This window comes from Gammaproteobacteria bacterium (genome assembly GCA_003696665.1).
Taxonomy (GTDB): Bacteria; Pseudomonadota; Gammaproteobacteria; order Enterobacterales.
Map to the genome: position 1 here is coordinate 1 of RFGJ01000377.1, position 8,755 is coordinate 8,755.

Genomic DNA, 8,755 nt, shown 5'->3' on the forward strand with positions numbered 1-8,755 from the left:
TGATGACGAGGAAATTGGTATCACCACACCTGTGCAGCGTATTGAGGTTCAACCTTACTCACGCCGTACCGACCCATTTTGGCACTCAACTCACCGAAACGAGGTGCGCCGACAATGAAACCGGTTTGGTTTGCTTTACTGCTCATCGGCGTTACGAGTATGGCTTCCGAAACCTTGTATCAGCAATACTGTGCCCAATGCCACGGTCGCGACCGTGCTGGTGGCATGGGCCCGGCATTGCTGCCTCCCAATTTGTCACGGTTGAAGCCAAGTCAGGCGTTCGAGGTAATAAAATATGGACGTACCGCTACGCAAATGCCTGCTTTTTCCAAAACGCTGTCCGACTCGCAAATCAAGTCGCTGGTCAGTTATATCTATTCAACGCCCGCCTCAATGCCACGCTGGGGCGCGAAAGAAATCACCCAAAGCCATCGACTATTGACACAACCTAACCCGACAAACAATCAGCCGGTTTTTCGCGCTGATCCACAAAATTTGTTTGTTGTCGTGGAGTCGGGCGATCATCATGTGACCATTCTTGATGGCGACAAATTCGAGCCCATTGCTCGAATCCCAACCCATTTCGCACTGCATGGTGGTCCTAAATTTACGCGGGATGGTCGGTTTGTTTATTTTGCATCCCGGGACGGCTGGATATCTAAGTTTGACCTATACCAATTAAAGTATGTCGCCGAGATTCGGGCTGGCATCAATACGCGTAATCTCGCCATTTCCGATGATGGTCGCTACGTCGCGGTCGCCAATTACTGGCCACATAACCTTGTCATTCTTGATGGGCGCGACCTTTCACTTGAACGTATTCTGCCCACAGTCAGCCAACAGGGAAAATCAAGCCGGATCAGTGCGGTCTATCATGCGCGGCCACGACACAGTTTTGTGCTCGCGCTCAAGGATGTTCCCGAGGTTTGGGAAGTGCCTTACGATCCCAATGCCAAAGCGCCATTCACTGGACTGGTTCATGACTACAACCCAGAATCCGGCGAACCCATCGTCTCGGGATCCGGCCAATTTGTTCCCATTAAAATCACGCTCGATCGCATCGTTGATGACTTTTTCTTTACCCAAGACTACCGCTGGCTCATTGGTGCCACCCGTCCAAATGGCAGTGGCAAAGCTAAAAAAACCAACGCACTTGGGGTGGTCATCAACCTTGATGTTCGACGCGCAGTCAAACAGCTGCCGTTGCCAGGTATGCCCCACTTAGGGTCCGGCATTACATGGACCTATCAAGGTCGGCGTGTTTTGGCCACGCCAAACCTAGGCGCGAGCGCCATCAGTATCATCGACGTCAGCAATTGGCGCGTGATAAAAACTATCGAGACTTTAGGTCCTGGCTTTTTTATCCGATCACATGAAAACACGCCATATGCCTGGGCGGATGTATTTTTTGGGCCACATAAGAACAAAATTCATATCATCGACAAGCGTACCCTAAACATTGTTAAAACACTTGCGTTTGATCCTGGAAAAACCGTTGCCCATGTCGAATTTACCAAAGACGGACGCTACGCGTTGGTCAGCGTGATGGAACCTGACGGAGCCATCATCGTAGTGGATGCCAAGACGTTCAAAACGATAAAACGTATTCCCATGAAAAGGCCGGTCGGAAAGTACAATGTGTATAACAAAACACACTTGTCTGAAGGTACGAGCCACTAGGGGGTCAAACCACGTCAGCTATCAGCTTGCATCACTGGAAACAGGTTTGAAGCCCCCTCAATTCAGACAACCCGAACTCCGGGTTGTCTGTCTGCCTTAGAATCACGAAGACGACTCGGCCTCAGCACCAAACCAGCTAAGCTGGCGGTGAAGATTGACCACGGTGCCAACGATGATAAGGCTAGGCGGTTTTAGGCCTGCCTGCCTGACCTTTTTATGGATGTCGGCTAAGGTGCCAATGACAATTTTCTGCTCCGGCATAGTACCACGATGGATTACAGCGACTGGCATGTCTGCAGGAAGTCCATGGGCGATCAATTGTTCGCCGATAATCTTAAGGCCGGTCATCCCCATATAAATCACGGTGGTCTGATAGGGTTGGGCCAGTGCCTGCCAATTGAGATTGACGGTGCCATCGCGCAGATGGCCGGTTGCAAAAACCACGCTATGCGCATGGTCTCGATGTGTTAACGGAATGCCGCAATAGGTCGAACAACCAGACGCTGAGGTGATGCCGGGCACCACTTGAAAGTCTATGCCTGCCTCCATCAGGGTTTCAATTTCTTCTCCACCCCGCCCAAAAATAAAAGGATCACCGCCTTTGAGTCGTACAACGCGTTTGCCTGCGCTTGCCAGTCGAACCAGCAAGGCATTGATTTCTTCCTGTGGCAATGTGTGATGTGAGCTTTCCTTACCAACATAGATTTTTTCGCAGTCACGGCGCGCCATCCCAACCACTTGCGGGTGAACCAACCGATCATAAACCACCACATCAGCCGCCTGAAGTAACCGCACAGCTTTGAGTGTCAACAGCTCAGGATCACCCGGCCCAGCGCCGACCAGTGCCACTTGGCCGTAGGCAGTTGGCTGCGGTTGCTTAAGCAGTTGCGTCAACAACTGCTCAGCTTCATCGGCACGGTTCGCAGCCATCTTTTCTGCCACTTCTCCGGTGAATACCCGCTCCCAAAAGCGGCGTCGCTGGCTAAAGTTTTTGATAGTTTCTTTCACCCGTTGACGATAACGGCCTGCAAGTTCAGCCAATCGTCCCAGCGACGCAGGCAGAATGGCTTCAATTCTCGCTCGTGTCAGACGCGCCAGTACAGGTGCGACTCCGGAACTCCCTATGGCCACAACGATGGGCGAGCGGTCAACGATTGCCGGCACAAACACCGTACACAAGTGTGGATGATCCACAACATTGACCAAAATACCCCGTACACGACAAATTTCAGAAACATGAATGTTGAGTTCAGGCTCATCTGTGGCCACAACCACCAAAGCACACCCATCAACATCCTCGTCTCGGAACGGCCTTTCCTCTACGACAACCCTCGACGAGACATCAGGGTTAGTAAAACGGAAGACTTTGGCCACAACATGTACCGTCGCACCCGCACTCAGTAGAAGTTCCGCCTTTCTCTCGGCAACGGCACCGCCTCCCACCACGAGACAACGCACACCATGCATATCATGAAATAGCGGCAAATAGTCCACAACGAACCTCCCCTGTTAGGCATGTCCCTATTTTCTCGCATTAAGCCAACACAACCTTGACGACAATCAATGGCCGAGGTTTTCAAGAGGCAAATAATAGGCTGGCGCATCAACCACGGGATGTTTCTATGTCCAAAGCACAAATCATCGAAACGGTTCATCGGCACCTGTTTACTGCCAACGATCCTGTCGCAGAAGCGGCCAAGGAGTTAGGCATCCAATATGAGGACGCGCTCGACCAATTACTGAACGTTATGGAGCAATATCCGTCACGCCCATTTGGACGTTTTTTGAAAAAGGAAAAGGCTGCATTGCTTGTCGCCCAATGGTGGGTATCTCCCTCGGCCCCGGCGTCACTGATAAACCGCCTACAACAGGAAGCGCACGTTCAGAAGGTCATGACCACTCACGCCGCGCAAGCAGGACATGAACGAATCGTTGTGCTCTTCCGGGCCGATCGTGCTTCCAGTGTGCGTTGTGCCCTCGCCAATGTGGCACGATTAATAGAGCGTTTCCGCCCCATCACCATCATCTCCAGCAACCACTTCATGTTAGGCGCCAATGACAAACCGCTCAACCAGGCTGCCCGTCCATCCTCGGTCGGATCAACATCGGCCCATAAGTCACCACGAAAATGAGCATCGCCATCACCCAAAGACTACCCGAGGCCACCATCCAGAACAGGTGTTGCTCCGGGAAAAGCCAAGGCCCAAAGACGCGCAACCCTGCGGCAATCTGTATGATGGCGAAACCAGCCACCATCAAGTCTGGAGGCGACAACTGGCGTCCAGTGTGACCCAAGGACACCCGGGCCATCATGGCCAAAATCATGCCGCTAATAGTGCCCACCGTAAAGGCATGTACCGAAAGCCACGGCGAAAAACTCATCCACGGTTGTAGTGCCACCATGAAGAGCCCAACCAACAACCACCAATAAGAAAAATGCAAACTCCACAACAAAGGGACACCAAGAATCCCTCGTCGCCACCACCGGAAGCACCGCACGCCTTGTATCGCCAAGGCGGTTAACGCAGCCACGCTCGTCAAAGTCCCCTGCCACTGGATTTGATGCGCCACGGCAAACAACACCATTGCCGCCAAAATCATCAGATCGAGACGCGGCGTGCGCGCCATCGCTGACGTCAAGCCCAACCCTCTTTCAGTAAAGAATGGAATGACGCGACCGCCAAGCAAGCTAATCAGTACCAACAAAATATCAAGACCAAGATACAGCCCGTGATGTGATACCGAAGCAATCCAACCCAACCGGTCTGCGTGCATTAGGAAATTGCCCAACCACATCAATAAAAGCACGGGCATGAAAATAAAATTTCGATACTGCCGGACTGGCCACAGCACTTGCCATAAGGCAAACATCACCATAGGCACAAAGATCAAATCGACTACCGCCACCAGCCAGCTCGGGACGGGCAACCAATTCAGAATACGTGCCAGAAGCCACACAACAACCAACACCGCCAGTCGAGGCCCCCGCCAAGTCCAAAGCCCAGTCCAATTGCGTGCGGCAGTCAAAAGAAAACCCGCGACCACGGCCATGGCAAAGCCAAAAATCATTTCGTGGGCATGAGCGGTCATGCCATGCCAGTAGCCTCGCACAAACGAAACACCGGATAAATCAAGCAGCCAAACCGCCAATTCCAATACGGCCACGGCAGGTGCGAGTAAAAAAAAGGGCCGAAAGCCCAAGGCCCAAAAAGCGAACTTTGTTGTGCGATCCGACTCGCTGATTTGTAGCATGACTTTCCTCAACACCACCCTAAGATTATGGGTGAGGATAATAACCTTGTCCGCGCTGTCTCAGCCTTGATTTGAATTAATGTTTCTCTCGCACACGCGCCTAGACTTAGCATGCGGTTTTTCACACTGGGTGACTGACAATGATTCAGGACAGTCTTGCTCATATCCATAAAACATGCGACGAAATCTTTTGCACATTTGAAGAACTGGTGCATCAAAATCGATGGGATGAAGCTGAAACGACCTTCGCCGACTTTCGAACACAGACGTTGGCGCACCTTGATTTTGAAGAACAGGTGCTTTTTCCCGCTTTTGAACAAGCGTCAGGTATCCCACGGGAGCAAGGCCCCACAGGCGTCATGATTGCTGAACATAAGCAAATTAGGGATTACATTGAAGCCATTGGTGAGGCACTCGAGCAGAGACAATCAGAAAGGTGTCTCGACCTCGGCGATACGCTGATGATCACTATCGGCCAGCACAATATGAAGGAAGAACACATTTTATATCCCATGTGTGACGAACATCTAGACGCCGACATCCTGAAACAGTCATGAATCGACCACGCTTAATGCTTCGCCCCGACAATATGCCACCTTTATGGCAACCAATGCTATTTCTTACCACCGCGCCTATCGCTTTATTGATGGCGGTTGCCTTGCAAATTAGCGAGCCTGTCTTGCACGGGCAAACGTGGCCCACGACAGGACGTGCCATTTTGCACCTCATCACCCTCGGCGTGTTCGGCACCTCGGCACTCGGAGCCTCGATCCAACTGTTCACAGTGGTACTCGGTATCCCGCTGCGTTTTCAAACAGGCGAACTGATCACATTATGGCTTATGTGGGCTGGGGCGATTGCACTATTGGTGCTTCACTTGTACTGGCCTCAGCTGCCCACTGGCATAACAGGGGCGTCAATGGCCCTTGCCGTGTTTATCTATTGGATGTGGAAGGCGCGTTCAGGTTTAAGACGTCTCGTCCTATCCGCCCAGTCAGGTATTCGAACCCTCCCTCTCCTTTTGAGTCTTATGGCCGCAACGGGATTGGCGCTCTTGACCGGAGAGGCACCACTCTCCCCCCATCAACACGCTTTGCTTGGGCTAGGCATTCTTGTGCCAAGCATTGTGTTCAGTGTTGGCTTACACGTCATCCCAATGTTTTACACGCCTGGCGAGATTGATACGTCAATAGCCAAATACTGGTATTGGATGGCCGCAATCAGTCTCGCGGCGATTTTTGTTCGTCCTAATCACGCAGCTGTCGGTATGAGTATTTTGCATCTCTGGATGGCGGGCTCGCTTTTTATATTGCTCAATCGGCGGCGTCGACGCGCTGATACTACGGTCCGGTTCTGGCAACTGGCACTGGCGGGACAAATATTCACCGTTTTTGCCTACTGGGCGGCGGTTTGGCATCACCTGCGCTGGCGAGCTGTGATCGCTTGCGCACTTGTCGGATTCGTCCTTCCGGTGATTATGGGCATGTCCCAACGAATTGGTGCCTTTTTAACCACGTTACATGCACAACGCCTCGGGATGACACGCCCTCTGAGTATGCGAGACGTCATCGAAGAAAAGTCACAGCAGCGTGTCTTTCACTACTACGTCGCTGGTGTGTTACTGCTTGCCAGCTCGGTCTGGAGGCCCGAAGTTGAAAGGGCTGCCAGTTTGGTGCTAGGTCTGGCAATACTGTTATGGCTTCGCAACCTGATAGGCATTCCAAAAGTGATTTTCCAACGAGCGACAAAACCATGAACACAACGACCCTTCTTGAAAAAATACCCGGCTTGGTCATAAGGCTGTGTCCACCACCACTGATCGGTTGGTTGACCACACCTTTGTTACAAGCACTGAATGACGCGATGGATGAAGACGACTGGTTATTTGCCGAAAATCGGTGGATTGAGTTGGTACTGGCCGACTGGCAATTGCGTTTGGTCATCGTGGCACGTCGCAAACAATGGCATATACTTCCCCCAGTGCAAGCGAACACATCACAAGTTGGTCACATTGTCATTTCTGGCACAGTGCCAAGCTTTTGTCGCCTACTGTCGGAAGACATTGACGCCGAGAGCCTGTTTTTTCAACGCGCACTCAGCCTTCGCGGTGATACCGAAACAGGTTATTGGTTCAAAGCCTTGCTCGACCGAATTGACCGACAATCGTTACCTCACTGGTTACAGCATATGGCGCGATTTCCGGGTAAAATAATGTCTCTTAGGCACTCAACCTAAATCCGAAGGACCGCACAATGAGCACACCGCCTCAAAGTATTGATGCGCTTCGAGCAGCCATCGACAAAGTGGATCACCACATTGTTCAGCTATTAAGCGAACGCTACAAGCTGGTCTGCACCATTCAAGCACTCAAGCGACAATCCGGGTTGCCCCCACGCGATCCCAAACGCGAAACCGACATGCTTGTGCGTCGAGGGCAATGGAGCGAGGAAGCCGAACTACCGCCGGCCATGGTGATCGAAATTTTTCAACGCATATTGGCACACCTGCCCCCGAATCCCGACGACTAACGAATCGTATATGGGACACTGATTTCAAACGTCACGGTATCATCTGGTAGCCGCGACGGAAATGGGGGATACGGTTGGGTATCCCGAATGAGCCGCTCTGCCGCCCGATCAAGAATTTTCTCGCCCGACGAAGTCACCAGCTCGACCGACTTTAATTGCCCGTCTCTACGAATGGTCACACGGAATACGGCAGTGACATGCTTGTTATCCAAAGCCGAGCGCCGTTTGTAGCGACGCTTCATCGCCTGATAAGGATAACTCTTTTTCTCCAGCACCAGGTCGATGACAGACTCCTGATACCCCTCCAGAAGCGCCAACCTCTGCTCCGGCGTCAATGCCGGTGGTCTCGGCTTTGATTGCTCTGCCACTTTTTTTGTGTGCTCGCCCTTCTTGTCAACTTTTGCCGTGGTGGAAGTCGGTTCTGGGCGTTTTACTTTCTTTAGCTTAGTCCCTTCGCTCGGTTGACCTTTTGAAGGTTGTTTTTTGGCTTGGGCTACCTGCTTCGTAGTCTCCTTCTTAACACTTTTGTTTATTGTGCCCTGATTGGATGATTTAGCGGTCACTGACTGACCTTCAGTCGTTTGCGTGCTCGCTTTTGGCGCTTTCTCGCGGCCGGTGCGGTCTTGTGCCTGCAGGTCTTTCGTACGCTCGCCAGGCGCCGCTCGCGTTTCCGAAGGTGACTTCTGCTGGTCCTGTGCTGCAAGTTGCGCGCGAAGCGCCCAGCGGCGTATCACGCCTTGCCGCTCTGGCGCAAACACAATTTTTGAAAACTTATCCTCAAGCTCCGGGTTTTTCTGGTAACTTAAAATCCCGCCTTTAAATCGCTCCGAAGGCGGTCGCGGCCCAATCCATGTGTGCAACAACAGCGGGAAAATGGTCTCATCCTTGATAACACCTAACTCGACATCGTCGAGTGTCACCCGCATGCCTTCTCCAGTTTTATAGGTCAGTTTGAGCAAATCCCCCGGGCGCAATGCACCTTGGAACAGATTGGCAAAGGCTTGAATGACTGGCACTTTCTCTTTCCACAAAGACTCCGGTGAATTGATGGTAATTTGCTCTGTGATATACCACGACCATTGGCGCGCCGAAAGTCGCTGCAAAAAGCGAAACTGCATCTGCGCTGCACCAACAGCTTCGAGCTCTTTCGGTTGCGAGGATGGAACACTTACATACAACGCCGCAATATACATAGGAACACGCAGACGTTCCGCCTGCGCCACACCATTCAGTTGTAATACTTGCCCGTCCTTGAGTGTGGTTGTTGGCTCTAGGGCCATTGCCATTGTTGTCAA

At 51.9% G+C, this 8,755-nt stretch carries 9 protein-coding genes; 6 read left to right on the top strand and 3 right to left on the bottom strand.

Going from position 1 to position 8,755, the window contains the following annotated elements:
- Positions 1-114 precede the first annotated feature (114 nt).
- Positions 115-1,680, top strand: a complete 1,566-nt coding sequence (locus D6694_09745; protein ID RMH40755.1) for a cytochrome C oxidase Cbb3 — start codon at positions 115-117, stop codon at positions 1,678-1,680.
- Between the two features lie 102 nt (positions 1,681-1,782).
- Here the strand turns inward: D6694_09745 and cobA are convergent, their stop codons facing one another.
- Positions 1,783-3,174 (bottom strand): uroporphyrinogen-III C-methyltransferase, encoded by a 1,392-nt coding sequence (cobA, locus tag D6694_09750; protein RMH40756.1) that lies wholly within the window; start codon positions 3,172-3,174, stop codon positions 1,783-1,785.
- Positions 3,175-3,302: 128 nt separating this feature from the next.
- On the opposite strand from cobA, the gene D6694_09755 reads away from it, so the two are divergent.
- A complete protein-coding gene (locus tag D6694_09755) occupies positions 3,303-3,812 on the top strand; it encodes a hypothetical protein (GenBank protein ID RMH40757.1) in 510 nt (169 codons plus the stop codon).
- Here the strand turns inward: D6694_09755 and D6694_09760 are convergent.
- Entirely contained in the window at positions 3,748-4,932 is a 1,185-nt protein-coding gene (locus D6694_09760; protein ID RMH40758.1) for an NnrS family protein, read from the bottom strand. The genes D6694_09755 and D6694_09760 overlap by 65 nt on opposite strands.
- A 140-nt stretch (positions 4,933-5,072) precedes the next feature.
- On the opposite strand from D6694_09760, the gene D6694_09765 reads away from it, so the two are divergent.
- From D6694_09765 to D6694_09780, 4 genes are read left to right on the top strand one after another with little or no spacing between them, the layout of a single operon-like run.
- Positions 5,073-5,489, top strand: a complete 417-nt coding sequence (locus tag D6694_09765; GenBank protein RMH40759.1) for a hemerythrin domain-containing protein — start codon at positions 5,073-5,075, stop codon at positions 5,487-5,489.
- The gene (locus D6694_09770) at positions 5,486-6,688 is read left to right on the top strand and encodes a hypothetical protein (protein ID RMH40760.1); all 1,203 of its coding nucleotides are present in this window, start codon (positions 5,486-5,488) and stop codon (positions 6,686-6,688) included. The genes D6694_09765 and D6694_09770 overlap by 4 nt, the downstream gene beginning before the upstream one ends.
- Entirely contained in the window at positions 6,628-7,167 is a 540-nt protein-coding gene (locus D6694_09775) for a hypothetical protein (GenBank protein ID RMH40761.1), read from the top strand. The genes D6694_09770 and D6694_09775 overlap by 61 nt, the downstream gene beginning before the upstream one ends.
- A gap of 17 nt (positions 7,168-7,184) precedes the next feature.
- Positions 7,185-7,460 carry a hypothetical protein gene (locus D6694_09780; GenBank protein ID RMH40762.1) on the top strand — a complete coding sequence of 92 codons (276 nt, stop codon included), beginning with the start codon at positions 7,185-7,187 and terminating at the stop codon, positions 7,458-7,460.
- Here the strand turns inward: D6694_09780 and D6694_09785 are convergent.
- Positions 7,457-8,746, bottom strand: a complete 1,290-nt coding sequence (locus D6694_09785) for a TonB family protein (GenBank protein RMH40763.1) — start codon at positions 8,744-8,746, stop codon at positions 7,457-7,459. The two genes, D6694_09780 and D6694_09785, sit on opposite strands and share 4 nt — an antisense overlap.
- Positions 8,747-8,755: the final 9 nt, after the last annotated feature.